The organism is Microbacterium phyllosphaerae (genome assembly GCF_050628115.1).
Lineage (GTDB): Bacteria > Actinomycetota > Actinomycetes > Actinomycetales > Microbacteriaceae > Microbacterium > Microbacterium phyllosphaerae_A.
The window spans coordinates 1,229,481-1,251,858 of record NZ_CP192502.1 but is presented as its reverse complement, the minus strand read 5'-3'; the positions used below and the strand labels follow the sequence as shown (position 1 = coordinate 1,251,858).

Annotated in this window: 23 protein-coding genes and 2 pseudogenes; 19 read left to right on the top strand and 6 right to left on the bottom strand. The window is 67.9% G+C overall.

Annotated elements, in window-relative coordinates; genetic code table 11:
- The first annotated feature begins 21 nt into the window (after positions 1 to 21).
- The 12 genes from ACQ4LY_RS05750 to ACQ4LY_RS05695 all read left to right on the top strand — a co-directional run bounded on the left by ACQ4LY_RS05750 (position 22) and on the right by ACQ4LY_RS05695 (position 12,513).
- On the top strand, positions 22 to 1,008 hold the full coding sequence (locus tag ACQ4LY_RS05750) for an aldo/keto reductase (RefSeq protein WP_431075059.1): 987 nt from the start codon (positions 22 to 24) through the stop codon (positions 1,006 to 1,008).
- A gap of 153 nt (positions 1,009 to 1,161) precedes the next feature.
- A complete protein-coding gene (locus ACQ4LY_RS05745) occupies positions 1,162 to 2,037 on the top strand; it encodes a hypothetical protein (RefSeq protein WP_431075058.1) in 876 nt (291 codons plus the stop codon).
- 163 nt (positions 2,038 to 2,200) lie between these two features.
- Positions 2,201 to 3,130: a DnaJ domain-containing protein gene (locus tag ACQ4LY_RS05740; protein WP_431075057.1), complete on the top strand. Its 930-nt coding sequence runs from the start codon at positions 2,201 to 2,203 to the stop codon at positions 3,128 to 3,130.
- Positions 3,131 to 3,286: 156 nt separating this feature from the next.
- On the top strand, positions 3,287 to 4,279 hold the full coding sequence (locus ACQ4LY_RS05735; protein WP_431075056.1) for a LacI family DNA-binding transcriptional regulator: 993 nt from the start codon (positions 3,287 to 3,289) through the stop codon (positions 4,277 to 4,279).
- A gap of 35 nt (positions 4,280 to 4,314) precedes the next feature.
- Positions 4,315 to 5,583: an extracellular solute-binding protein gene (locus ACQ4LY_RS05730; protein WP_431075055.1), complete on the top strand. Its 1,269-nt coding sequence runs from the start codon at positions 4,315 to 4,317 to the stop codon at positions 5,581 to 5,583.
- Between the two features lie 10 nt (positions 5,584 to 5,593).
- Positions 5,594 to 6,559, top strand: a complete 966-nt coding sequence (locus ACQ4LY_RS05725) for a carbohydrate ABC transporter permease (protein ID WP_431075054.1) — start codon at positions 5,594 to 5,596, stop codon at positions 6,557 to 6,559.
- Between the two features lie 2 nt (positions 6,560 to 6,561).
- Complete coding sequence (locus ACQ4LY_RS05720; RefSeq protein ID WP_056311128.1) at positions 6,562 to 7,401, top strand: carbohydrate ABC transporter permease; 840 nt, start codon at positions 6,562 to 6,564, stop codon at positions 7,399 to 7,401.
- A gap of 14 nt (positions 7,402 to 7,415) precedes the next feature.
- Positions 7,416 to 8,414 (top strand): glycoside hydrolase family 130 protein, encoded by a 999-nt coding sequence (locus ACQ4LY_RS05715; RefSeq protein ID WP_431075053.1) that lies wholly within the window; start codon positions 7,416 to 7,418, stop codon positions 8,412 to 8,414.
- Between the two features lie 4 nt (positions 8,415 to 8,418).
- The gene (locus ACQ4LY_RS05710; protein ID WP_431075052.1) at positions 8,419 to 10,464 is read left to right on the top strand and encodes a hypothetical protein; all 2,046 of its coding nucleotides are present in this window, start codon (positions 8,419 to 8,421) and stop codon (positions 10,462 to 10,464) included.
- A 102-nt stretch (positions 10,465 to 10,566) separates the two neighbouring features.
- On the top strand, positions 10,567 to 11,223 hold the full coding sequence (locus ACQ4LY_RS05705; RefSeq protein ID WP_431075754.1) for a histidine phosphatase family protein: 657 nt from the start codon (positions 10,567 to 10,569) through the stop codon (positions 11,221 to 11,223).
- 136 nt (positions 11,224 to 11,359) lie between these two features.
- The gene (locus tag ACQ4LY_RS05700; RefSeq protein ID WP_431075051.1) at positions 11,360 to 12,010 is read left to right on the top strand and encodes a hypothetical protein; all 651 of its coding nucleotides are present in this window, start codon (positions 11,360 to 11,362) and stop codon (positions 12,008 to 12,010) included.
- Between the two features lie 11 nt (positions 12,011 to 12,021).
- On the top strand, positions 12,022 to 12,513 hold the full coding sequence (locus tag ACQ4LY_RS05695) for an RNA polymerase sigma factor (RefSeq protein WP_431075050.1): 492 nt from the start codon (positions 12,022 to 12,024) through the stop codon (positions 12,511 to 12,513).
- Between the two features lie 7 nt (positions 12,514 to 12,520).
- Here the strand turns inward: ACQ4LY_RS05695 and ACQ4LY_RS05690 are convergent, their stop codons facing one another.
- On the bottom strand, positions 12,521 to 13,048 hold the full coding sequence (locus ACQ4LY_RS05690) for a hypothetical protein (RefSeq protein ID WP_431075049.1): 528 nt from the start codon (positions 13,046 to 13,048) through the stop codon (positions 12,521 to 12,523).
- A 93-nt stretch (positions 13,049 to 13,141) separates the two neighbouring features.
- On the opposite strand from ACQ4LY_RS05690, the pseudogene ACQ4LY_RS05685 reads away from it, so the two are divergent.
- Positions 13,142 to 13,387: pseudogene (locus ACQ4LY_RS05685) on the top strand (Fur family transcriptional regulator); the annotation flags it as partial.
- On the opposite strand, the pseudogene gvpH reads toward ACQ4LY_RS05685, so the two are convergent.
- A pseudogene (gvpH, locus tag ACQ4LY_RS05680) lies at positions 13,355 to 13,567 on the bottom strand (gas vesicle protein GvpH); the annotation flags it as partial. The pseudogenes ACQ4LY_RS05685 and gvpH sit on opposite strands and share 33 nt — an antisense overlap.
- 61 nt (positions 13,568 to 13,628) lie before the next feature.
- Between gvpH and ACQ4LY_RS05675 the strand changes: the two are divergent.
- Both ACQ4LY_RS05675 and ACQ4LY_RS05670 read left to right on the top strand, forming a co-directional pair.
- Positions 13,629 to 15,092 (top strand): catalase, encoded by a 1,464-nt coding sequence (locus ACQ4LY_RS05675; RefSeq protein ID WP_120494614.1) that lies wholly within the window; start codon positions 13,629 to 13,631, stop codon positions 15,090 to 15,092.
- A gap of 81 nt (positions 15,093 to 15,173) precedes the next feature.
- Entirely contained in the window at positions 15,174 to 15,983 is an 810-nt protein-coding gene (locus ACQ4LY_RS05670; protein ID WP_431075048.1) for an alpha/beta fold hydrolase, read from the top strand.
- A gap of 38 nt (positions 15,984 to 16,021) precedes the next feature.
- On the opposite strand, the gene msrA is transcribed toward ACQ4LY_RS05670, so the two are convergent.
- Positions 16,022 to 16,567, bottom strand: coding sequence for a peptide-methionine (S)-S-oxide reductase MsrA (gene msrA / locus ACQ4LY_RS05665; RefSeq protein ID WP_431075047.1), 546 nt, complete (start codon positions 16,565 to 16,567; stop codon positions 16,022 to 16,024).
- Positions 16,564 to 17,031, bottom strand: coding sequence for a peptide-methionine (R)-S-oxide reductase MsrB (gene msrB, locus ACQ4LY_RS05660; protein ID WP_431075046.1), 468 nt, complete (start codon positions 17,029 to 17,031; stop codon positions 16,564 to 16,566). The genes msrA and msrB overlap by 4 nt, the downstream gene beginning before the upstream one ends.
- A gap of 151 nt (positions 17,032 to 17,182) precedes the next feature.
- Here msrB and ACQ4LY_RS05655 point away from each other — a divergent pair, with 151 nt between their 5' ends.
- A complete protein-coding gene (locus ACQ4LY_RS05655; RefSeq protein ID WP_431075045.1) occupies positions 17,183 to 18,100 on the top strand; it encodes a DUF808 domain-containing protein in 918 nt (305 codons plus the stop codon).
- Between the two features lie 46 nt (positions 18,101 to 18,146).
- Here ACQ4LY_RS05655 and ACQ4LY_RS05650 read toward each other — a convergent pair whose 3' ends face one another.
- Positions 18,147 to 18,902 carry an SDR family oxidoreductase gene (locus ACQ4LY_RS05650; RefSeq protein WP_431075044.1) on the bottom strand — a complete coding sequence of 252 codons (756 nt, stop codon included), beginning with the start codon at positions 18,900 to 18,902 and terminating at the stop codon, positions 18,147 to 18,149.
- 223 nt (positions 18,903 to 19,125) lie between these two features.
- Here ACQ4LY_RS05650 and sigJ point away from each other — a divergent pair, with 223 nt between their 5' ends.
- Positions 19,126 to 20,043 carry an RNA polymerase sigma factor SigJ gene (gene sigJ / locus ACQ4LY_RS05645; protein WP_431075043.1) on the top strand — a complete coding sequence of 306 codons (918 nt, stop codon included), beginning with the start codon at positions 19,126 to 19,128 and terminating at the stop codon, positions 20,041 to 20,043.
- 17 nt (positions 20,044 to 20,060) lie between these two features.
- Here sigJ and ACQ4LY_RS05640 read toward each other — a convergent pair whose 3' ends face one another.
- A complete protein-coding gene (locus ACQ4LY_RS05640) occupies positions 20,061 to 20,966 on the bottom strand; it encodes a serine hydrolase domain-containing protein (protein ID WP_431075042.1) in 906 nt (301 codons plus the stop codon).
- Positions 20,967 to 21,048: 82 nt separating this feature from the next.
- Between ACQ4LY_RS05640 and ACQ4LY_RS05635 the strand changes: the two genes are divergently transcribed.
- Together ACQ4LY_RS05635 and pnuC are read left to right on the top strand one after the other, a co-directional pair.
- Positions 21,049 to 21,576 carry a GNAT family N-acetyltransferase gene (locus ACQ4LY_RS05635; protein WP_431075041.1) on the top strand — a complete coding sequence of 176 codons (528 nt, stop codon included), beginning with the start codon at positions 21,049 to 21,051 and terminating at the stop codon, positions 21,574 to 21,576.
- The gene (pnuC, locus tag ACQ4LY_RS05630; RefSeq protein ID WP_431075040.1) at positions 21,573 to 22,304 is read left to right on the top strand and encodes a nicotinamide riboside transporter PnuC; all 732 of its coding nucleotides are present in this window, start codon (positions 21,573 to 21,575) and stop codon (positions 22,302 to 22,304) included. The genes ACQ4LY_RS05635 and pnuC overlap by 4 nt, the downstream gene beginning before the upstream one ends.
- Positions 22,305 to 22,378 lie beyond the last annotated feature (74 nt).

Here is a 22,378-nt window from a genome sequence, read left to right as displayed (position 1 = left end):
GCCCTGACGAAAGGATTCGACATGCACACTCGCACACTCGGTCAGGGGCTCGAGGTCTCGGCTGTCGGACTCGGCTGCATGGGGATGTCGCAGAGCTACGGCCCCAACCCCGGCAGCCGCGACGAGATGATCGCCGTGCTGCGCTCGGCGCTCGACCACGGAGTGACGTTCTTCGACACGGCGGAGGTCTACGGGCCCTACGTCAACGAAGAGCTGGTCGGCGAGGCCCTGGAGCCGATCCGCGACCAGGTCGTCATCGCGACGAAGTTCGGCTGGCGCATCGAAGACGGCAAGAGCGTCGGCCTCGACAGCCGACCCGAGCAGATCCGCCGCGTCGCCGAGCAGTCACTGAGCCGTCTGCGCACCGACGTGCTCGACCTCTTCTACCAGCACCGCGTCGACCCCGATGTGCCGATCGACGACGTGGCCGGCACGGTCGGCGAGCTGATCGCCGAGGGCAAGGTGCGTCACTTCGGTCTTTCCGAAGCATCCGCCTCGACGATCCGCCGCGCGCATGCGGTGCAGCCGGTGACGGCAGTGCAGAGCGAGTACTCGCTGTGGACCCGCGACCCCGAGGACGAGGTGCTCCCCACTCTCGCCGAGCTCGGCATCGGCTTCGTGCCGTTCAGCCCGCTGGGCAAGGGATTCCTCACCGGCACCGTCGACCAGACCACCTCCTTCTCGGACGGGGACATCCGCGGCACGATCCCGCGCTTCAGCGAGGAGAACCGGGCCGCGAACCAGGCCCTCGTGAGTCACGTCACCGCGCTCGCAGAGGCCAAGGAGGCATCGTCGGGCCAGATCGCGCTGGCCTGGCTGCTCGCCCGCGAACCGTTCATCGTCCCCATCCCCGGCACGAGGCGCACCTCGCGCATCGCCGAGAATGCGGGAGCGACAGCCGTCGCACTCTCGGCCGACGAGATGGCCGACCTCGACCAGCTCGCGGCTCGCGTCGGGGTGCAGGGCGACCGCTACAACCCGCAGCAGATGTCGTTCGTCGACCGTTGAGTGCGCATGATGGCTGGGTAGTCTGGGGCGGATGACCTCCGCCCGCACCTACCCGGCCACGATCGCCGCGCCTGTGGAGCATGATCGGCGACGGCATCGGCGCGACCCGTGAGGGGATCGGAGACACGTGGAACTCGATCTTCGGATGACGCGATGAGGGCTCCGCGCCCGATGCCGACGACGCGCCTGGAGGCGCTCCTCGGGAGGCACGGTGCCGTCGTGGCCCTGTGGCTGAGTGCGGCTCTCGCTGTGGCGCTCTCCGCGTTGCTGTGGGGCGCTGCTCTCGAACGTCCCCTCGCATCCAGCCTGGCGTCGATGGTGCCGATCCTCGTCTCGATCCCGATCGTGTGCTGGGCGTTTGTCGTGTTCCAGCTCGTGACGACGAGAGCGCGGCGCACAGGACCGGCCCAGATCAGCGCCGCGCGAGACGCTCTCCCGCACGGCATCCTCATCCCCGGTCGCCGAGGCCACACCCTTGCGCTGTTCGCTGCCGTGGGCACCGCTGCAGCGTTCTGCGTGATCGCCACGGTGACTACGAGCGGCGGATGGGCGATCGCCTGGGGTATGTGCGCCGCTCTTTGCGTTATCGCGACGGTGAGTACGGGGATCGCTGCAGCACACCCTCGCAGACTCATCCTGCATCCGAACGGTCTCGGCTCTGCCTCGTTCCTCTCCGACGCCGCGGTGCAGTGGCACGACATCGAGACGATCGAGTTCACCGAGGGCGCTGCGGGGATGATGGTGCTTCGCGTGCACGTCGCTCCGACCGCGACGTCATTCGAGTCGGTCTGGCGACACCCATTCTTCCGACGTAAGAATTCACTCGACGTCGAGCCGTTGTCCCTCGGGATCGACGGCACTCTACTCTGGCTGGCCCTGCGACTGTACGCCACAGACCCCGCCGCCCGACAAGAGCTGGCCTCCGGTCGCACGCCCGCGCGTCTCTTCGATCCCGTCACGGCCACGGCCGTCCCGTTCGCCGTCGCGCACCCCGTGATCGACGTGTTCCGACCCGTCCCTCGGAGCTGATCACTGCTCGCAGACGACGCGCTTCAGACCAGCCGCAGCCGAGCCGTCCAGGGTTTCCCGCATCCCGCCTCCCACGACTGGACTCACGGCTGATCCCGACCGCCACGGCTGATCCACAACAGCATCCGGATATTCTGGATGCCGCGATCTCGGAAGGAGAGCGATGTTCGACAGCCCGCTCTCGGCTTCTGCCTACGAGATCCTCGGTGTGGATCCGTCGGTCGACGACGTCGAACTGCGGCGCGCGTATCGACTGCGTCTGCGGGAGACCCACCCGGACACCGGGGGCGACGCCGCCGTGTTCATCCAGGTGCAGCGCGCGTGGGAGCTCGTCGGCACCGCCGAGAGCCGCGCCGTCTACGATCGCCGCAGCGGCGCACACCCGGGCATCCCGACGGAGCCGGAGTGGAGCGGATGGCGTCCGCAATCCCCGACGCGCACCGACACACGTCCCCGAGCACGCTCGTACGGCCACCCCGGCGGCTGGCGACGTGAGCGCTACCTGTCGCTGATCCGCGAATGGGCGGGGCGCGGCGTCGAGGTTCCCGACCCCTACGATCCCGCGCTCGTGCGCTCGGCACCGCGAGACCTGCGACGACTGCTCGCCGATGCTCTCGCCGAAGAGGCGACCGCCCGCACGGTGAGCGCTCTCGGCATGGGCTTCACCGTCTGGCACGACGTCGCCACGAGCGCGGATGCCGATGACAAGCTCGACCACGTGGTGCTCAGCCCCTCGGGCCTCTACGGCGTGATGTCGGAGGACTTCGGCGGAGTCGTCGGATTCCGGCGCGGTGAGATCACCGGGCCGAGCCTCGGCACCCGCGCGCCCGTCACCGCGGCCCTCGCCCGCATGCGTACGGTCGCCAAGGCCGCTCGGGTGAAGTTCGGCGGAGTGATCATCGTTCTCCCCGACGACGATCTGGCTCAGGCCGTGACACCGCTCGGCAGCAGCCGAGGAGTCCCCGTCGTGGTCGTGCGACGCAGCGCACTGTCGATGGTGCTGCGCCAGGGAGTTCCGGGTGCCAGGGCGATCGGCGGCAACGAGCTGTTCGACGTGCGCACCCGGCTGCAGCAGACCGTCACCTTCGTCTGATCCATCGTTCCGGTATCCCGGTACAGGAGTTTCGACGAGTCCCGGCATCCCTTGACCTCGGCCGTCAAACCGGTTTACACTCGCTCACATCCGCCAGTGTCAAACCGGTTCACATCCGGTCGATGCACGAGGATCCGAATTCCACGAGGAGGTGGCATGAGTCGCACGACGATCGCCGACGTCGCCCGCGAGGCCGGCGTCACCAAAGCCACCGTCTCGCACGCCCTGAGCGGCAAGCGGCCCATCTCAGATGACACCAGGGCCAAGGTGCTCGCCGCGGCCGAGAAGCTCGACTGGGTGCCGAGTCAGAGCGCCAGGGCCCTGGCCACGCAGAGGGCCAATGCCGTCGCCGTCGTCTTGGCCCGCGACCCCGAGGTCATCGCGAACGACTCGTTCTTCCCGGCGTTCATCGCGGGCGTCGAGTCGGTGCTCGCCGAGACCGAGACGGCCCTGATCCTGCAGGTGGTTCCCGATCGCGCGGCCGAGGAGCGCGCCTATCGTTCTCTGAGCCACGGCCGCGCCGACGGCGCCCTGCTGCTCGATCTTCGGAACGACGACTGGCGCGTACCGCTGCTCGAAGAACTCGAGCTCCCGGCCGTGCTGGTCGGCGCATACGAGCAGCCGACGCGGTTCTCGTGCGTGCGCACAGATGACGACGCCCCCGTACGCGAGCTCCTCGCGCACCTGCGCGCCGACGGCCACGAGCGCATCGCGCATGTCGCAGGCCCTCTCGACTATGTGCACTCGCGGGTGCGCGCGGATGCCTACATCGACGCCGTCGGAGGCGACGAACTGCTGCGCGAGGGCGACTTCACCGCCGCCAGTGGCCGCGCCCGCACCGCCGAGCTGCTCGACCTGCCGGATCGGCCGACGGCGATCCTGTACTCGAACGACACCATGGCGATCGCCGGGTTGTCGTATGCACGCTCGAGCGGCCTCAGCATCCCCCGCGATCTCGCGATCGCCGGCTTCGACGATGACCATCTCTCCGCCCACCTCTCCCCCGCTCTCACGAGCGTCTCGTCCGGGCCTGCCGCGCGAGGGCGCGCGGCCGCCCGTCTGCTGCTGGCCGACGTCCTGGGTGCCGAACCGCGCACCGAGGTCGTCGACTGCAACATCGTGCACTTCCGGGAGAGCACCGCCCGTTAGACGATCACCCGAACCATCGCGTCAAGGAGGACACCATGAAGAAGAAGATCCGCGCAGCAGCGCTCTTAGGGGCGGCAGCGCTCGTCATCACCGGATGCTCGGCAGGTGGGGGCGGCGGCGAAGGCTCGGCCGACTCCACCGGCCCCATCGACGTCTGGCTGTCGAACAACGAGCAGGAGGTCGCCTGGGGCACCGCCGTCGTCGACGCCTGGAACGCCGAGCACCCCGATGAGAAGGTCAACGCCCAGGAGATCCCCGCCGGCTCGTCGTCGGAAGAGGCGATCACCGCCGCGATCACCGCGGGCACCGCGCCCTGCCTCGTCTACAACGTGGCTCCGGCCGCCGTCTCGGGCTGGGTCAAGCAGGGCGGTCTCGTCGACCTCAGCACCATGGAGGGCGGCAGCGACTACATCACCGATCGTGGCGGCGAGGTCGACGCCTACGCCACGGACGACAGCTTCTACCAGCTGCCGTGGAAGTCGAACCCGGTGATGGTGATGTACAACAAGGCTCTGTTCCAGGCCGCAGGCATCGATCCCGAGGACCCGCAGATGAACACGTACGACGCGTTCCTCGAGGGTTCGCGCGCGATCGTCGCCTCGGGCGTGCAGAGTGCGATCTGGCCGGCACCGACCAGCGAGTTCTACCAGCCCTGGTTCGACTTCTACCCGCTCTACCTCGCCGAGACCGACGGCACGATGCTGGTCGAAGACGGAAAGTCGACGTTCGACTCGGATGCCGGCAGCGAGGTCGCCGAGTTCTGGAGGACCTTCTACGACGAGAAGCTCTCGCCGAACGAGGCGTCGACCGACGATGCGATGTCTGCCGGCACCACCGCCATGCAGCTCGCCGGCCCCTGGGCCATCCCGTCGTACGCCGACACCGTCGACGTCGGATTCATGCCTGTGCCCACGAGCGACGGCCGCGAGAACCCGACGACGTTCGCCGACTCGAAGAGCGTCTCGATGTTCACCGCGTGCGAGAACCAGGGCACGGCATGGGAGTTCCTGAAGTTCTCGACGAGCGTCGACAGCGACGGGCAGCTGCTCGAGGCGACCGGTCAGATGCCGATGCGCACCGACCTCACCGGCACGTACGCCGACTACTTCGACGCGAACCCGAACTACGTGGCCTTCGCCGAGCAGGCCGAGGCGACGGCGGATGTGCCCAGCATCCCCAACTCCGTGGAGGCCTGGCAGGCGTTCCGCGACGAGTACTCCGCCTCCGTGATCTTCGACAAGGAGCCGATCGCCGACTTCCTGAAGAACGCGGCGGCGAAGATCGACGATCTCGTCGCCGAGTGATGAGCCGGCGATGACGCTCCGAGACGACGCCGTCGCAGACGTGGCCGGGGGCACTCCTGCCCCGGCCCCGTCCGCGGGCCGGCCACCCAGGGGGCGGTTGCGCACTCGACTGCTGGGGGCGCAACCGCTCGGCGCCCTCTTCGCGTTGCCGTACTTCGTCTTCGTGATCGCGATCTTCGCCTACCCCCTCGGGTTCGCGATCTACATCGCCTTCCACGACTACTTCTTCACCGCGCCCAACGTCGAGGTCGAGCGTCCCTTCGTGGGCTTCGACAACTTCGTCACCGTCCTCACCGACCCGCGCGTGCTCGGCTCGTTCCGCAACACCCTGATCTTCCTCGTCATCAACGTGCCGCTCACCGCGGTGCTCTCGCTCGTGCTCGCCGCGGCGCTGAACACCGGCATCCGCTGGGTCGCCGCCTACAGGGTGGCGTTCTACGTGCCGTACCTCACGGCGAGCGTCTCGCTCGTCGGTGTCTGGATGCTGCTGTTCTCGGGCAACGGGCTGATCAACACCATCCTCGGCCCACTCGCCCCGGATCCGTCGTGGCTCGTGAACAGCGGACTCGCGATGCCGATGATCGCGCTCTACGTCACGTGGAAGCAGCTGGGGTTCTACATCCTGCTCTACCTCGCGGCCCTGCAGAACGTTCCCAAAGAGCTCTACGAATCGGCAGAGACCGACGGCGCCGGAGCGTTCTCTCGCTTCTGGAACGTCACCATCCCCGGCGTCCGCAATGCGACCACGCTCGTGCTGATCCTGTCGATCATCACAGGCGCCAACCTCTTCACCGAGCCGTACCTGCTCACGAACGGCGGCGGCCCCGACGGCGCCTCCTCGACACCCGTGCTGCTCATCTACCAGCTGGGCATCCAGCAGCAGAACCCCGACACCGCGGCTGCGATCGGCATGATCCTCGTGATCCTGGTCGGGATGCTGTCGCTCGCCGCCAACCGCGCAACCAGGGAGCGATGACCATGAGACGCAAGCGTTCACTCCCCCGCATCCTGAGCCTGGTGCTGCTCACGGTCGCAGCCATCGGCTTCGCGTTCCCGTTCTACTTCATGCTGGTCGGCGCTTTCCAGGAGAACCCGACGAACTCGCCGAACGAGCTCTTCCCGACCTCCGGGTGGACCGTCGACAACTTCGTCGCGATCGACTCACGCATCGACCTGGTCGGCTCACTGCTCAACTCGCTGATCTTCACCGCCGGCGTGCTGCTGGGGACCGTCGTGTTCGGCCTGCTCGCGGGCTATGCGATCGCCCGGCTCGACTTCCGCGGCCGCGGCGTCATCTGGGTGCTCATGCTGCTCGTGCAGATGGTGCCGTTCCAGCTGCTGATGATCCCGCTGTACGTGCAGATCACGCGCAGCTACGGGCTCGGCGATTCGTACCTGGGCATGATCCTGCCGTTCCTGATCAACACGACGGCGGTGTTCATCTTCGTGCAGTTCTTCAAGGCGCTGCCCGTCGAGATCTTCGAGGCGGCGCGCATCGACGGCGCCGGCGAGATCCGCCTGCTGACGTCGGTCGCGATCCCGCTGATCAAGCCGGTGCTCGTGACTGTCGTGCTCGTCACCTTCATCGGTCCGTGGAACGAGTTCCTCTGGCCGTTCCTCATCACGAAGGATGCGTCGCTGCAGCCGCTCGCGGTGTCCCTCGCGAACTACATCTCCAACGTCGCGCAGTCCACGGCGAACCCCAACGGCGCGATTCTCGCCGGTGCGACAGCGCTGGCGTTCCCCGTCGTGATCCTGTTCGTCGTCTTCCAGCGGTTCTTCCGAGCCACCGACCTCGGCGCGGCCGTCAAAGGCTAGTCAGAAAGGCACCCATGTTCTCCGGAGCCACCTTCCCCCTGGGCCCGTTCACCCCCTACGAGGCCAATCCGATCCTCCGACCGAAAGGCGACAGCTGGGAGTCGGCCAACCTCTACAACCCGGCGGCGATCGTCGACGGCGACGAGGTCGTGCTGCTGTACCGGGCGCACGCCGACGACATCGTGTCGCACATCGGCATCGCGCGTTCGAAAGACGGCGTGAACTTCACCCGCGAGGACGCGCCGATCCTCTCCCCCTCCGAGGACTACGAGCGCTTCGGATGCGAGGATCCGCGCATCGCGCTGATCGACGGCACCTACTACCTGACCTACACCGGCTGGGACAGGCGCAGCGCGCAGCTGTGCCTCGCGACCTCGACCGATCTGCGCACCTGGACCAAGCACGGGCCGCTGTTCGACGACTTCGACACCTTCAAGACCATGGACCCGCGCGGGTTCAACTGGTCGAAAGCCGGGGTCATCGTGCCGCAGCGGATGCACGGGAAGTGGTGGATGTATTTCGGCGAGGGGGCGATCTACTGGGCGACCAGCGACGACCTCATCCACTGGACCCCTGGCACGGCCGACACCGAGCCGATGTACTCGCCCACTCCCGGCACCTGGGACGAAGCGCTCGTCGAGATCGGCACCTCACCCGTGCTCGCCGACAACGGACTGCTCGTGTTGCTCACGAACGGGGCGACCCGCACGGTGCACGACGACGGCTCGGTCGACGTCGACTACCGCTGCGGGCAGATCGCGATCGACCCCGACGAGCCGACGAAGGTGATCGCCCGCCTGCAGGAGCCGTGGCTGCGGCCGCAGACGTTCGAGGACATGAACGGCCTGGTGTCGAATGTGACGTTCGTCGAGGGACTCGTGAAGTTCCAGGAGAAGTGGTTCGCCTACTACGGGCAGTCCGACACGACGCTGGCCGTCGCCATCCACGACCCGGCCCAGCCGTGGGGTCGCGCATTGAGAGACGCTGTCGGCTCAGGTGCCGGCGAGGAATGAGACCATGTCCATCTCCCGACGCACGTTCCTGACCGCGGCGGCCGCCGGCTCGGCGCTCGCCCTGCTGCCCCTCGATGCGCACACGGCGCAGGCCTCGGCATCCGCCAATCTTCGTCCCTGGGGCTCCGCACCGCTGGATGCCGCACGCGGTGCACGACTCACGAACCTCTCGCACCTGCGGTTCCTGCTCGCCGAGGTGCCGGTGGTCGCGAGCGCGACGCACACGACCTTCGGCATCGAGGAATCGCCGCGGGTGCTCGCGCCGTGGACGTATGCCGACACCGACGGCGCCGGCGGCTACCGCCCTGTCGGCGGAGGGACGCGCGACGCCGTGACCGGGCACTGGACGCAGGGCGCCTACAACGCGGACGACATCGCCCGCGCCGCCATCGTGTTCCTGCGGGACTGGGCGGCGACCGGCGACCCGCAGAGCCGGGACGAGGCGCGTGATGTGCTGCGCTCGCTCGCGTACCTGCAGACGACGAGCGGCGACAACGCCGGTCGAGTCGTGCTGTGGCAGCAGGAGGACGGCACGCTGAACCCCAGCGCGATCCCCGTCGAGCTGCCCGACCCCTCGGACTCCGCCGAGTCGTACTGGCTCGCCCGCACGGTGTGGGCGTTCGGTGAGGGATACGCCGCGTTCCGCCGGGAGGATGCCGCGTTCGCGGCCTTCCTGCTCGAACGGCTGCATCTCGCCCTCGATGCGCTCGGTCGCGAATCGCTGTCCCGCGCCGGGCAGTGGGTGCGCAGCGACGGCAGGGATCTGCCCGCCTGGCTGATCGCCGGAGGCGCGGATGCCACGGCCGAGGCGATGCTCGGGCTCGCCGCCGCGACCGAGGCCGGTGACGCCCGCAGCCGCCAGGCCCTGCAGACCTACGGCGAGGGCGTCGGCGCATTGGCCACCGACCCCGCGAAGGGATGGCCCTTCGGCGCTGTGCTGCCGTGGACGGGTTCCCTCGGTTTCTGGCACGCCTGGGGCGCGGCTGCGCCCGAGGCTCTGGCCAGAGCCGGTGGGCTGCTGCGGCGACGCGACTGGAAGGCCGCGGCCGTCGCGGATGCCGGCACGTTCACGCCGCAGGTGCTCGCCTCGGGCGGGCCGCACAACGCGTGGGCTCCGCTGCCCGCCGAAGCGCAGATCGCCTACGGCGCGCACGGTCGCGTGGCCGGCGCGGTGCAGGCGGCGACCGTCGGAGGCGAGGGACTGCGCGTGCTCGCAGGGCTGGCCGCGGGCTGGTTCTTCGGGGCCAACACCGCCGGCATCCCTGTCTATGACCCGGCCACCGGCGTGACGTTCGACGGCGTCGAGACCGACGGGCGCGTGAACCGCAACTCCGGCGCGGAGTCGACGATCCACGGGCTCCTCACGATGCTGCTGCTCGACGCGAACCGTGACATCGCCCGGATCGCGACCTCGATCACCGGGTTGTCCTCGTTCACGGGGTTGCGCGTGATCGATGCCGAGAGCGCTCGACTCTCGGCGGGATGCGAGATCGTGCGCCCCGAGGGCGGTGCGTGGATCGGAGAGGGCAATCTCTCGGGCGCCGCATACGTGACGGTGCCCGCGGGCGAATCCGTCGAGTTCGATGTGACAGAGGCAGGCGGCATCCTGCATGGTCTGATCTGGCGGCAGGTCGCGGATGCCGGCGACGCGGTATGGGAGGTGTTCCTCGGTCGCAAGCGGCTCTGGAGCACGCGAACTCCTGCGGGAGCGGTCGGCGATCGCGGGCTCACCGAGGCAGACGGGATGCTGGTGCCGCAGCTGCTCGGCGGCGACCTGCCGTCCGAGGCGGTTACCGTGCGCTGCACGAGTACCGGTGATGTGCGGCTCGACGCTCTGGTGATCCAGCCGGCGGTCGCGTCGGCCGTGTATGCCACGGCATCCGGTTCCGCGGTGCTGTACGCCAACGGGGGCCGCCGCGATCAGCGGGTCGCGCCCCTCGCGGCGGGATCAGGACGGTCGTACGACGCCGACGGATCGCAGCGGGGTCAAGCCGTGCAGGGCGGGAAGGTGCGGGTGCGCGGCGGCGGGTTCACCATCACCCGGGCCTGACTTTCGAATCGCGCACCTTGCAATCGGTGGGGGTGCATTTCCGCAAAGTGCGCGATTCGAAGATCGGGCGGCTCGTCGGACTACGGTTGCGGTGTGCCTGCGATCCCCGAGAACGACCCGTTGCCCGACCGTCCAGCGCCCGACAATCCGTCGGGAAAACTCGTGCTTCTGCGCCATGGGGAGACGGAATGGTCGAAGGCGGGCCTGCATACGGGGCTCACCGACGTCCCGCTCACGGCGCGGGGCGAGGATCTCGCTCGCGGTGCCGGGGAACTGGTCGCGGACTACGATTTCTCGCTCGTCCTGACATCGCCGCTCGAGCGCGCCCGCCGCACGGCCGAGCTCGCCGGCCTGCACGCGGAGGTCGATCCGCTGCTCGTCGAATGGGACTACGGAGGATACGAGGGCCGCACGACGAAGGACATCCGCGAGGAGCTCGGCTACAACTGGAGCGCCTTCACGCATGGTGTGATCCGGGGCGAGACGCCGGGAGAGACCGTCGAAGAGGTGGCCGCCCGCGCGTCGCGGGTTCTCACCCGGGTCCTTCCCGCCCTGGTCGACGGTGATGTGGCACTCGTCGCGCACGGCCACTTCCTGCGCATCTTGACCGCCGTCTATCTGCGACTGGCTCCGCGCTTCGGGGCGCAGATCACCCTGAACGCCGGATCGGTCTCCGTGCTGAGCTTCTACCGTGAGCAGCCGGCGATCCTGTCGTGGAACTACGGACTCGAGCTGCCTCTCGCCCCCTCGGAGTCCTGACACCCGCGAATCGCGGCTCAGTATGCAGCCGCCGCACCGCCGCCCCTCACGGGCAGCCACCTGATCGCTCGATGTCTTAGTGGACGTTTGCGGCGTAGCCGGACATGTCAGTAAGTGAACCTGCTTGGAGGCACTCATGACTGACCGCGACCCACTCGATGACCTTCTCACCCACTCCGCTCCCGGCTCCGTGAGAAGCACGCCACGCCTGGACCGCGATCTTGCGCTGCTCTCGCGTGAAGCCCGCGGCTCAGAGTCGTCCCGACGCAGGCCCGCACGCATCCTGGTCGGCGCCGGGCTGTCGCTCCTTCTCCTCGGGGGAGCCGGAACAGCCGTGGCTGCGACAACCTTCAACTGGGCGCCCTGGGCCCAGGACCCGGACATCGCCTACCCCTTCACTCTTCCCAGCGGGAGGGACTGCGAGGCCCGGGTGAAGATGCTCCTGGTCACCGACGCACCCGAGACGGGACCGATCTCGACCGCTCCCGACGCGGCGCTGAGCGCGCACTTCCGATCGTTCGACGCGATTGCCGCTGCGGATATCGAAGGTTCGATTGCAGAGGTGCACAGGCGAGCGGGCAGCGGAATGATGGTCGCCGTGTCGCCTGAGGGCCAGCTCTCGGATGTCCGCGAGACGGCCGAAGGGCCGACCGCCGACGACGTCTACGCGGCTGCCGCACACGATGCCCTGGGGGATGCACTGCGGGCCGAAGCTCTTGCCTACGGGCTCGACTCCGGTCAGTGGAGTTCCGACTACGACATCCAGTGCGAAGCGATCAGTGAATGATGCGGCCGCGCGTGTCTTGGCGATCAGGCGTCGAGCACGCCATCCAGGCGAACTCGGTCGACCTGCTCTCGTACCTGAGCCGGCGTGTGGGCGTCGAAGACGCTCCTGACCTCTTGGGCGAAACCTTCGCCACCACCTGGCGCCGAGCGGGCGACGTCCCCGCCGATCCCGAACAGGCGCGAATGTGGCTGTTCGGGATCGCACGCGGAGCGCTCCAGAATCACAGAAGAGGCGAGCGTCGTCGATGGGCGCTGGCCGAACGAGTGCGCGCCAACGCCTCGCTCTGTGCCGCGCCGGCTGCTGACGAACACATCGAGGTGCGTGACGCGATCGCTCGTCTGGAGCCTGATCTCGCCGAGCTGATCCAGCTCGTGCACTGGGACGGCATGAGCATCGCGGAAGCGGCACAGATCGTGGGGATCCCCGCTTCCACGGCGAGAAGTCGCTATCAGCGCGCGAAAGAGCAGCTGCGCACGGCACTCAGCATGGCCGCGGCACCTTGATCGCGGCTCAGCCCATCCGCTGCAGCGACAGGGCGTAGATCGTGGGAGCACCCTCGAGGTCGAGCACGATCTGCATCCCTGTCGCCTCAGTGGTGATGTCGAACGCGATCGTCTCGTTCTCGCAGACGATCGGCTCGGCAGAAGGCTCCTCGTCGAGCTGGCCGGCTGTGAGCGTGAGGATGCCTTCGCCTCGGCAGGCGAGCTGCGCCTGATAGGCACCCGCCTCCTGAGATTTCAGGTCCGTCGTGTGATGAGCCGACGTGTGCTCGCTCAACCACCCGGAGAGTATCGGGCTCGACCCGTCGGCACCGGTGCTCGGCACCGCCGTCTCGGCCCAGTCTCGGATCTCGTCGACGGGAATCGGAAGCAGTGCTTCGTCGGCATCCGCCCCGTCCGCGCCGGCAGTGGGCGCGGGCGTCGAAGCCGAAGGCGAGGGAGATCCGGCCGGTGATCCCGAGGGCTCCCCCGTGCATCCGGCGAGCGCCACGCCCGCCACCAGGATCAGTCCGATCGTCGCCGCTCGTCTCATACCCATCCGTCCACGCTACGCATCTGCACGACGCGCGCAACCGTCGACGCCGACACGCCGATCTTTTGAATAACTAAAAACAGCGGGTACAGTCGAGGCATGGACACCGACCTCGACTCCGCGCTTCGCGATGCGGGACTGCGGGCGACCGCGGGCCGTGTCGCTGTGCTCGAGGTGATGGAATCCATGGCCCACACGGATGCGGAGCGGGTCTACCGCGCCGTGGCCGAGGTGCTCCCGACGACGTCGATCCAGTCGGTGCACAACATCCTCGCGGACCTGACGACGGCGGGCCTGCTCCGCCGTATCGAACCGGCAGGCTCCGCAGCGCTCTACGAACGGCGCATCGGCGACAACCACCACCACGTCGTCTGCACCCAGTGCGGTGCGGTCGGCGATGTGGACTGCGTCGTCGGCGAAGCGCCGTGTCTCACCCCGTCTTCGGCGGGGGGATTCACCGTCCGAACAGCCGAAGTCACCTTCTGGGGCCTGTGCCCCAGTTGCCAGAACGCCGCGCAATAGCATCCGTCGTCCGCTCCCGGTCCTCCGGGGTATTCGTCGCGCCCGCGCGCAGAAGGAGAAGAACATGACCGATCCATCGACCACGCCCGCCACCACGACCCAGACCGGAACGCCGGTCGCCAGCGACGCCCACTCGCTCACCGTCGGCGCTGACGGCCCCACGGTCCTCCACGACCGCTACCTCGTCGAGAAGCTCGCCTCGTTCAACCGCGAGCGCGTGCCGGAGCGCAACCCGCACGCCAAGGGCGGCGGAGCGTTCGGAACGTTCACCGTGACCGAGGACGTCTCGGCCTACACCCGCGCCGCGGCCTTCCAGCCCGGAGCTCAGAGCGAGACGCTGCTGCGCTTCTCGTCGGTCGCGGGCGAGCAGGGCTCCCCCGACACCTGGCGCGACGTGCGCGGCTTCGCGCTGCGCTTCTACACACCCGAGGGCAACCTCGACATCGTCGGCAACAACACCCCGACGTTCTTCCTGCGCGACGCCATGAAGTTCCCCGACTTCATCCACTCGCAGAAGCGCCTCGGCGACTCGGGTCTGCGCGATGCCGACATGCAGTGGGACTTCTGGACCCTCTCGCCCGAGTCCGCCCACCAGGTCACGTACCTCATGGGAGACCGCGGCCTGCCCCGCAGCTGGCGGCACATGAACGGCTACGGATCGCACACCTACCAGTGGGTCAACGCCGAAGGCGAGCGCTTCTGGGTGCAGTACCACTTCCTCTCGAAGCAGGGCGTCGAGGCGATGAGCGCCGAAGAGGCCGAGAAGCTCGCAGGGTCGGATGCCGACTACTACCGCCGCGACCTGTTCGACGCGATCGCGAGCGGCGACGCCCCCTCGTGGGACGTCTACGTGCAGGTCATGCCGTACGACGAGGGCAAGACCTACCGCTTCAACCCGTTCGATCTGACGAAGACCTGGTCGAAGAAGGACTACCCGCGCATCAAGGTCGGCACGTTCACGCTCGACCGCAACCCGCAGAACTTCTTCGCCGAGATCGAGCAGGCCGCGTTCTCGCCGGGCAACCAGGTGCCCGGCACGGGCATCTCGCCCGACAAGATGCTCATGGCTCGCGTGTTCGCCTACTCGGATGCTCAGCGCTACCGCATCGGTGCGAACTACAACCAGCTGCCGGTCAACCAGCCGCACGCGGCCGAGGTGCGCAACTACATGCACGAGGGCCAGATGCAGTACAAGTTCAACCCGGCCGAGCACCGTGTCTACACACCCAACTCGTACGGTGCGGCCGGCGGCCCGACCGCCGATCCCGCAGCCGGTGTCGAGGCGAGCTGGGAGTCGGACGGCGAGCTGATCCGCGCCGCCGCGACCCTGCACCTGGACGACGACGATTTCGGCCAGGCCGGAACCCTGTACCGCACGGTCTTCGACGACGAGCAGCGCGCGCGCTTCCTCGAGACGCTGACCGGCCAAGGCCAGGGCATCACGATCGACGCGATCCGTGAGCGCTTCTTCCAGTACTGGACGAACGTGGATGCGTCGCTGGGTGACGCGCTGCGCGCTCGCTTCTGAGTCGCATCCGCTGACGACCGAGACCCATCGTCCCCCGTGGCCGGTGGGTCTCGGCGTATCCGGGCGCCGCGCAGGAGGACAATGGGTGCCGTGGCTGTTCCTCTCTCCGACCTGACCAACATGCCCGAGCCCCAGCAGGTGCACGCCGCCGACGGCACTCGCCTCGCGACGTACACCTGGGGCGAGCTCGATGCCCCGGTGGTCGTGATCGTGCACGGCTTCGCGTCGAGCGCCCGGGACACCTGGGTCCTGACCGGATGGGTTCGCGAACTCATCAAAGCCGGATATCGGGTGCTCGCCCTCGACCAGCGCGGCCATGGCCTGAGCGAGAAGCCGCATCAGGCAGACGCCTACGGCATCCGCACCCTGGCGACCGATGTCGAGACGGTCATGGACACATACCTCGTCGACGAAGCCGTCTACGTCGGGTACTCGCTCGGTGCGCGCGTCGGCTGGGAGGTCGTTCGCGATCTCCCACATCGCATCGGACGTGCTGTGCTCGGCGGTGTGCCGGACGGCATCCCTCTCGCCCGTCTCGATCTCGATCAGGTGCGCGCATACCTGGCCGACGGCACGCCTGTGTCGGACCCGACCACGCAGAACTACATCACGCTGACCGAGCGCGTGCCCGGCAACGATCTCGGTGCCCTGGTGGCGCTGGCCGAGGGGATGCGGTCGTCACGGACGATCGACCCGGATCCGTCGAACGCACCGGGGAGCCCGATCCTGTTCGCGACCGGGTCGAAGGACGCGATCATCGAGGGATCCCGCGCTCTCGCCTCAGCCGCCCCTCAGGGACGGTTCTTCGAGATCCCGGATCGCAATCACTTCAACGCTCCGGGATCCCGCGCCTTCAAGGAAGCCGCGCTGGCCTTCCTCTCCGAGAGCTGAACCTCGCCGAGGCCTGAGCCCCGACGAGGAGACAGGCTTCAGACGGCCGCGCTCTCTTCGCGCTTCGGCAGCACCCATCCCGCGCGCGGGAAGTGGCAGGTGTAACCGTTCGGGTACTTGATCAGGTAGTCCTGGTGCTCTTCCTCGGCCTGCCAGAACGGCCCCTCGGGCTCGATCGTGGTCACGGCCCTGGCCGGCCACAGACCCGAGGCGTCGACGTCGGCGATCGTGTCGCGCGCGACGGTCTCCTGCTCGGGCGTGAGCGGGAAGATCGCCGAGCGGTAGCTCGATCCGATGTCGTTGCCCTGACGGTCCTTGGTGGACGGGTCGTGGATCTGGAAGAAGAACGCCAGGATGTCGCGGTACGTCGTCTTCGTGGGATCGAAGACGATCTCGACGGCCTCGGCGTGACCGGGGTGGTTGCGATAGGTCGCGTGGTCGTTGCTGCCGCCGGTGTAGCCGACTCGGGTGTCGAGCACGCCGGGCTGGCGGCGGATGAGGTCTTCCATGCCCCAGAAGCAGCCGCCCGCGAGCACGGCGGTCTCGGTCCCGGGGGTACGGGTGATCGTTCCGGTGTCGGTCATGAGTTCTCCTCGGTGTTCGGGGTGGTGAAGAGGTGACGGTAGCGACCGTACCCCTCATCTTCCAGGCTGTCAGCCGGGATGAAGCGCAGGGCGGCGGAGTTCATGCAGTAGCGCAGTCCTCCGGCGTTGCGTGGCCCGTCGTCGAAGACGTGCCCGAGGTGGCTGTCGGCACCGCTGGATCGCGCCTCGGTGCGCTTCATCCACAGCGTACGGTCTGTGCGCGTGGTCACGGCGTCTGCCTCGATGGGCTTGGTGAAGCTCGGCCATCCGGTGCCGCTGTCGAACTTGTCGGTCGATGCGAACAACGGCTGCCCAGAGACGACGTCGACGTAGATGCCGTCGTCGTGGGTGTTCCAGTACGCGTTGCGGAAGGGAGGCTCGGTGGCATCCTCCTGCGTGACCTCGTACTGCAGATGCGTGAGGTCGCTGACGGCCTCGGGGGTCTTGCTGTACTCGTTCGACATGGTCTGTCTCCTCGTCTGACGCGGCTGGCTGCAGCGTCATAGAGAAGAACCAGCGGCGCCCCGGATTTGGTCCCGCGGGACTGTGAGCGGGCTGTGAGTTTCGCCGCAGTCGATAGAGTTGCTCAGCCACACACACCACAGGGAGACGCATATGTCTGTTGGACTGCTCGCCGTCGTCGATGACATTCTCAGCGCGGCGATGAAGGCGTCTGCCAAGGCCGCGGGTGTCGTGATCGATGATGCGGCCGTGACCCCTCAGTACGTGCAGGGCATCACTCCCGCGCGCGAGCTGCCCGTCGTCGCGAAGATCGCCCTCGGTTCTCTGGCGAACAAGTTCGTCATCATCATTCCGATCGCGCTGCTGCTCACCGCCTTCGCCCCTTGGGTGCTGCCGTACCTCCTCATCCTCGGAGGCGCCTACCTGTGCTTCGAGGGCGCCGAGAAGGTGCTCGAGTGGTTCGGTGTGCAGCACGGCCACGCCGATGAGAGCGCGCGCAACGAGAACAAGCTCGTCTGGGGTGCGGTGCGCACCGACCTGATCCTGTCGACGGAGATCATGCTGATCTCTCTCGCCAACCTCGAAGCCGGCCTCGACATCTGGACCACACTCGCGATCCTCGCCGTGATCGCCCTGCTCATGACCGGCGTCGTCTACGGCGCGGTGGCCCTGCTCGTGAAGATCGACGACATCGGCCTGAAGATGGCGAAGAACCCGTCGAAACGCGTGCGCCACACCGGCACCCGGATCGTGCGGTCGATGCCCGCGGTCTTCCGCTTCATCAGCATCCTCGGCACCGTCGCGATGCTGTGGGTCGGTGGGCACCTGCTTCTCGTGAACCTCGGCGAGGTCGGCGTGCACTTCGGAGCCGACATCCTGCACGGGATCGAGCACTTCCTCGAGCCGGCCGGTGGCGTCATCGTCTGGATCGGCGACACCCTGTTCTCGGCCATCGCCGGACTGATCGCGGGTCTGATCATCGTGGGGATCATCCTCGGCATCGGTCGCCTGATCGGCAAGAAGCCGAACTTCCACGAGGGCGAGGAGTCCCCCGCCGACGTGCACGTGTGACGCCGATCCCGGAGCCGCGTGCGGCGGTGGGGTGAGTATGCGGACGTCACTTCTCGCGCGGGTGATCCTCGTTGCCCAGCCACTCGTCGAAGGTGATCTGACCCTGCACAGCATCGGCCCCGCCGCGCAGCGATCCCGAGGCGAGTCCCTTCCCGTACGCGCCGGGCAGTCGCACCCCGAGCACCCGCCGGCGCACCCCGTCGAACGCGAGTTGCCGTCGGGCGAGATCCACCAGAACCTCATCCCGTGGCCCGACGAGATCTCGAGCGCGCCCGGCTGCCGCACCCGAGGCTACCCGCACGAGATGCTCCCCGACCTCGCGTGCCGCCACCGGGCGCATCAACAGCTTCGGCATCAGCGCCACCGGCCCTGACATGCCCGCGAGCAGTTGACCTGCGAACTCGTGGAACTGCGCCGCTCGCGCGATCGTGAACGGCACAGGGCCGGCGGCCACCGCGCGTTCCTGCGCGAGCTTGCCCGCGTAGTACGAGGAATCGATCCCATCGATCCCCACGATCGACAGCGCGACGTGATGTCCGACACCTGCGGCCTCTTCAGCCGCGAGCAGATTCCTGGTCGCCGCCTCGAAGAAGCTGATCGCCTTCGCGGCCGAGAGGGTGGTCGTGTTCGTAACGTCGATCACGGCATCCGCGCCCTGCAGTGCGTCGACGAGCCCGACACCTGTGATCACATCGGCACCGGTCGAGCGCGAGAGCACGACGACATCGTGCCCTGCAGCCCGCCCCGCCTCGAACGCGTGCCGACCGACCACGCCCGTTCCTCCTGCGACTGCGATCCTCATCCGACTTCCTCTCCGTTCTAGCGGCATGCATGCGCACCCCGAGTACACCCTTCACTCCTGATGACGAGACGGCATCCGAAAGTGTGAGGCCTCACACCCCGCAACTCTGCGTCGTCATATCCTGCAAAGGCACCCGCGCACGCGCAACGCCCCGCGACCAACCCCAGGCGCCCGACCATCGCATGCCCGACACTGCACGCGCACCGCCCCGAAGGAGAGCCCGATGGACGACGACCTCACCGACGTCTTCCGCGAGCGCCGCCGCCTGCTCGCCCTCGGCTACCGGATGACGGGAACGCTGGCGGATGCCGAGGATGTCGTGCAGGAGACGTACCTGCGCTGGTACCGCCTCATCGAGGCCGAGCGGGAGGCGATCGCGAACCCGGCGGGCTGGCTCACGACAGTCGCCGGCCGTGTCGCCCTAGACCTTCTGGGTTCCGCCCGGCGCCGGCGCGAGGACTACGTCGGGCCGTGGTTGCCGGAGCCCGTTCCGGCCGACCTCTTCGCCGGAGCGATCGGAACGATCGGAGCGCGCACAGCGTCACTGACAGAGGATCCCCTCGATCGCGTCACTCTCGACGACGACGTCTCCACCGCTCTGCTCGTCGTGCTCGAGGCGATGACTCCGGCTGAGCGCGTCGCCTTCGTGCTGCATGACGTCTTCGCCGTGCCGTTCGACGAGATCGCCGAGGCCGTCGGTCGATCCTCCGCCGCGGTGCGCCAGCTCGCGGCATCCGCTCGTCGTCACGTGCGCGAGAGTCGAGCGGTCGTTGTTCCGCGCGCCGAGCATGACCGGGTCGTCCGCGCGTTCCAGGACGCGACGCGCACGGGTGAAGTCGCGCCGCTGTTGAGGTTCCTCGCGCCCGATGTCGAATTGCGCAGCGACGGCGGCGGCGTGGTCAGCGCCGCCCGCAACGTCGTGAGCGGCGCCGACAACGTCGCCCGCTTCCTGCTCGGGATCGCGGCCAAGAACCCGCATCTCACCGTCGAGGAGAGGCAGTTCGGCGAGGGCCTCGGACTGGTGTTCCGCGACGGAGAGAGGGCGCACTCGGTCATGAACCTGCATGTCGAAGACGGCGCGATCACTCAGCTCTGGATCGTGCTCAACCCTGCCAAGCTCACGCACTGGCAACCTCGCTGAGGCGCTCCGAGTCCCCGTCAGGTCGTCGCGGACGGTGGCGCTGATGCGACCTCGGTGATGGCGTCGGCTGCGATCTCCACGAGCCGCTGATCGCTCTTCTCCTCATGCGCCGTGATCGTGACGACCGCGTCGGCAGCGTCGTCGATGAAGACGTACTGTCCGTATCGCCCGTCCAGACGCCAGCCGCCTCTGGGCCCGCGCCAGGCGGCGAATCCGTAGGAGGAGTAGAGGCCGCCACCCCCCGAGGAGACCCAATCGGAGTGCATGCGATCGATCCAGCGCTCGCTCACCATGCGGTCGTCCCCGAAGCGGCCGCCATCACGAAGCACGCGTCCGATCCGCGCCAGTTCCTCGGTGCGGAGCTCCAGCCCGCTCCCACCCACGATCCATCCGAGCGGACATCTCAGCCACTGCGGGTTATGGATGCCGAGCGGCTCGAACAGGCGGGGCATCAGCCAGTCCCGCACATCGCCGACGGCAGCGCCGAGCATCCTCATGGCGACGTACGTGCTCGCATCCGAGTACTGGAAGTGCTCGCCCGGGCCTCGGCTCGGACGAGCGAGCATCTCCTGGGCGAGGTCGGGCCAGGGCACCTCCTGGTCTCCGAACCACTCGAAGTCGATTCCGCTGGTCATCGTGAGGAGATGCTCGAGGGTCACCGCTTCGCTGCCCGCACCGGGCTCGGGCACATCCACAGCATCGACCGCGCGGGTATCGAGCGACAGGATGCCTTCGTCGATGGCGATCCCCGCCGCAATCGCGCTCACGCCCTTCGACACCGAATAGAGGTTCACGCGGTCGTCGCTGCGCCATCGATGCTGGGCTGATTCGTGACCGACCAGCACATGAAGTCCGTACGCACCCAGCTGCTCCCGGTCGATCGCACGGACGATGCGGTCGCGAACCGTTTCAGCGAGAGACATGACGCCAGTCTTCCGCATCGCCCACCGCGGCATCCTGCTACCGTCGTCCAGTGCGCACCCGAGCGCAGATGCAGGAGACCCGATGAGCGACCACCAGATCCGGGATGCCGAGACCGCCGATGTCGAGGCGATCACCGCCATCTACAACGACGCGGTGCTGACCACCACCGCCATCTGGAACGAAGAGGCGGTCACGGTCGACGACCGCACCGCCTGGCTCGCCGAGCGCACCGAGCGCGGTTACCCGGTGCTCGTCGCGGTCGATGACACCGGTGTGCTCGGCTACGCGACGTTCGGCGACTGGCGTCCGCACAGCGGCTACCGCCACACCGTCGAGCACTCGGTCTACGTGCGCGAGGGCCAGCGGGGGCGCGGCATCGGCAAGGCGCTCATGATCGAGCTCATCGACCGCGCGCGCTCTCTCGGCAAGCACGTCATGGTCGCCGCCATCGAGAGCAGCAACACGGGCTCGATCATCATGCACAAGCGTCTCGACTTCATGCAGGTCGGACGGATGCCGCAGGTCGGCGCCAAGTTCGACCGCTGGCTCGACCTCACCTTCCTGCAGCTCGTTCTCGACGAGCGGCCCTTCCCGGACGAACTCGCGTGAACGCCCTGCTCTGGCTGGCCGACGCCTTCAACTCGCAGTGGGTGCTTCCGGGCGGCCAGGTGCTGCTCATCCGCGAGGTGGTCGGCAACGTGTTCGGCCTGGCGAGCGCGCTGGGCGGCATGCAGCGCAAGATCTGGGCATGGCCGGTCGGCATCGTCGGCAACCTGCTGCTGCTCACCGTGTTCCTCGGCTCGATCCTCAACCCCGACCACGAACTCCCGCATCTGCTCGGCCAGGCCGGTCGTCAGGTCATGTTCATCATCGTGGCGATCTACGGCTGGGTGCGCTGGCGGCAGGCATCGGCCGACGGCGGCCGGGTCACCCCACGGTGGGCGCCCAACAGCGCCCGCATCGGACTCGTGCTGGTGATGGTCATCGGCACGATCGCCCTCACTCCCCTGTTCCGCGCGCTCGGCTCGTGGGAGCCCGTCTGGGCGGATGCCTGGACCTTCGTCGGATCCCTGCTCGCCACCTACGGCATGGCCAAGGGCTGGACGGAGTTCTGGCTCATCTGGATCGCCGTCGACGTCGTCGGCGTGCCGCTGCTGTTCAGCTCCGGCTTCTACGCCACCGGCCTGATGTATGTGTTCTACGGCGTCTTCACCGCGGTCGGATTCGTCGTCTGGTGCCGCGCGCAGGCGAATGCGAAACCCCAGGTCGAGACGATCATGCCCGACCCTCGTCCGATCACCTCGACGATGAAGACGGTCGACCACGACCGGGACTGACGCTTTCGAATCGCGCACTTTGCAGTTCAGAACGAGTCGAGACTGCAAAGTGCGCGATTCGAAAGCATGAGGGG

Bases quoted from the DNA above. Each gene is read 5' to 3' on its own strand.
- ACQ4LY_RS05750 (WP_431075059.1), top strand. From the start codon at position 22: ATGCACACTCGCACACTCGGTCAGGGGCTCGAGGTCTCGGCTGTCGGA.
- ACQ4LY_RS05745 (WP_431075058.1), top strand. From the start codon at position 1,162: ATGAGGGCTCCGCGCCCGATGCCGACGACGCGCCTGGAGGCGCTCCTC.
- ACQ4LY_RS05740 (WP_431075057.1), top strand. From the start codon at position 2,201: ATGTTCGACAGCCCGCTCTCGGCTTCTGCCTACGAGATCCTCGGTGTG.
- ACQ4LY_RS05735 (WP_431075056.1), top strand. From the start codon at position 3,287: ATGAGTCGCACGACGATCGCCGACGTCGCCCGCGAGGCCGGCGTCACC.
- ACQ4LY_RS05730 (WP_431075055.1), top strand. From the start codon at position 4,315: ATGAAGAAGAAGATCCGCGCAGCAGCGCTCTTAGGGGCGGCAGCGCTC.
- ACQ4LY_RS05725 (WP_431075054.1), top strand. From the start codon at position 5,594: ATGACGCTCCGAGACGACGCCGTCGCAGACGTGGCCGGGGGCACTCCT.
- ACQ4LY_RS05720 (WP_056311128.1), top strand. From the start codon at position 6,562: ATGAGACGCAAGCGTTCACTCCCCCGCATCCTGAGCCTGGTGCTGCTC.
- ACQ4LY_RS05715 (WP_431075053.1), top strand. From the start codon at position 7,416: ATGTTCTCCGGAGCCACCTTCCCCCTGGGCCCGTTCACCCCCTACGAG.
- ACQ4LY_RS05710 (WP_431075052.1), top strand. From the start codon at position 8,419: ATGTCCATCTCCCGACGCACGTTCCTGACCGCGGCGGCCGCCGGCTCG.
- ACQ4LY_RS05700 (WP_431075051.1), top strand. From the start codon at position 11,360: ATGACTGACCGCGACCCACTCGATGACCTTCTCACCCACTCCGCTCCC.
- ACQ4LY_RS05690 (WP_431075049.1), bottom strand. From the start codon at position 13,048: ATGGGTATGAGACGAGCGGCGACGATCGGACTGATCCTGGTGGCGGGC.
- ACQ4LY_RS05675 (WP_120494614.1), top strand. From the start codon at position 13,629: ATGACCGATCCATCGACCACGCCCGCCACCACGACCCAGACCGGAACG.
- ACQ4LY_RS05670 (WP_431075048.1), top strand. From the start codon at position 15,174: ATGGGTGCCGTGGCTGTTCCTCTCTCCGACCTGACCAACATGCCCGAG.
- msrA (WP_431075047.1), bottom strand. From the start codon at position 16,567: ATGACCGACACCGGAACGATCACCCGTACCCCCGGGACCGAGACCGCC.
- msrB (WP_431075046.1), bottom strand. From the start codon at position 17,031: ATGTCGAACGAGTACAGCAAGACCCCCGAGGCCGTCAGCGACCTCACG.
- ACQ4LY_RS05655 (WP_431075045.1), top strand. From the start codon at position 17,183: ATGTCTGTTGGACTGCTCGCCGTCGTCGATGACATTCTCAGCGCGGCG.
- ACQ4LY_RS05650 (WP_431075044.1), bottom strand. From the start codon at position 18,902: ATGAGGATCGCAGTCGCAGGAGGAACGGGCGTGGTCGGTCGGCACGCG.
- sigJ (WP_431075043.1), top strand. From the start codon at position 19,126: ATGGACGACGACCTCACCGACGTCTTCCGCGAGCGCCGCCGCCTGCTC.
- ACQ4LY_RS05640 (WP_431075042.1), bottom strand. From the start codon at position 20,966: ATGTCTCTCGCTGAAACGGTTCGCGACCGCATCGTCCGTGCGATCGAC.
- ACQ4LY_RS05635 (WP_431075041.1), top strand. From the start codon at position 21,049: ATGAGCGACCACCAGATCCGGGATGCCGAGACCGCCGATGTCGAGGCG.